This window comes from Pseudomonas sp. P4_C3 (assembly GCF_056402075.1).
This window is the reverse complement of record NZ_JBFUIC010000662.1, coordinates 1-1,112: the sequence shown is the minus strand read 5'-3', so window position 1 is coordinate 1,112 and position 1,112 is coordinate 1. Positions and strand designations below refer to the sequence as shown.

The 1,112-nt window shown below is 61.2% G+C and carries 1 protein-coding gene; it reads right to left on the bottom strand.

The annotated features are described in order from the left end of the window. Window positions 1-23: 23 nt before the first annotated feature. Window positions 24-1,112 (bottom strand): ribonuclease D (gene rnd, locus AC1DVH_RS31575; protein WP_477757086.1); only part of this gene is annotated, 1,089 nt, incomplete at its 5' end.

The window sequence follows — 1,112 nt, the reverse complement described above, 5'->3', positions numbered from 1 at the left end:
GCGGTAGATGGAACAAATACGTTTCAAGGCTGTTCTCCGGCGGTGGCCAGGCTGTCGAGCAGCGCCTGGCCCATCAATTCGCGGCGCCAGCCACGCAGCGAATCAGGCAATTGGTAGGGACCATTGGGAAAGCCGCTCTTGAGCAGCGCTTCCAGGGTTTTCTTGCGCAGCATCAGTTCCGGCGCAATGTTCAGGCGCTCGGCTTCGGCCTGGCCGATGGCTTTCATCTGTTTGAGTAGCACGGCAGCGTCCACCGGCAATGGCTCCGGCACGGCTGGTGGCCATTGATCAGGCGACACACTGCCAGAGCGCTTGATCAGATCAAGCAGAAACTCGCCGTCCTGACGCACGGTACGCGGGTGCATGTCTTCGATTTTCGCCAAGGCACCGAGGTTATCCGGTTGCGTACGCGCCAGCGGCCACAACGAATGCTCGCGGATAATCCGGTTGCGCGGCAGGTCACGCGCGCGGGCTTCCTTTTCGCGCCAGGCGCAGAGCTCACGCAAAACGGCGAGTTGGGCGCGAGACAGCTTCCAGGCCAACTTGGCATCGCGATAGACCTCGTACGGATCGATCTCGCGGCGCAGGTTGGCCACCAGTTCGGCGCCGTCTTCCAGGACCCAGGCGTACTTCTCGTCAGACAGCTTTGGCCGCAGCTTTACGAAGACTTCAGCCAGGTGCACGGCATCTTCGGCGGCATAGCTGATCTGKGTTTCGGAAAGCGGACGTTGCARCCAGTCGGAACGGGTTTCACCCTTGGGCAAGTCGATGCCGAGCACTTCCTGCACCAGCCGCGAATAACCCATGGAAAAACCGAGGTTCTGGTAAGCGGCAGCCAACTGCGTATCGAACAGTGGCGCCGGCAGGCTGCCGGTCAGGCGTAGCAAGACTTCGAGGTCTTCGCTGCACGCGTGGACAACTTTGACCACGGCCGGGTTTTCCAGCAGCGCGGCCAGTGGTTGCCAGTTATCGATGGTCAGTGGATCAATCAGGTAGGCGCGTTCGCCATCGCCGACCTGCAGCAGGCCGGCGATCGGGTAGAAGGTGTCGACCCGCATGAATTCGGTGTCGAGGGCAACGAATGGCAACTGCTGCCACTCGGCACACAATCG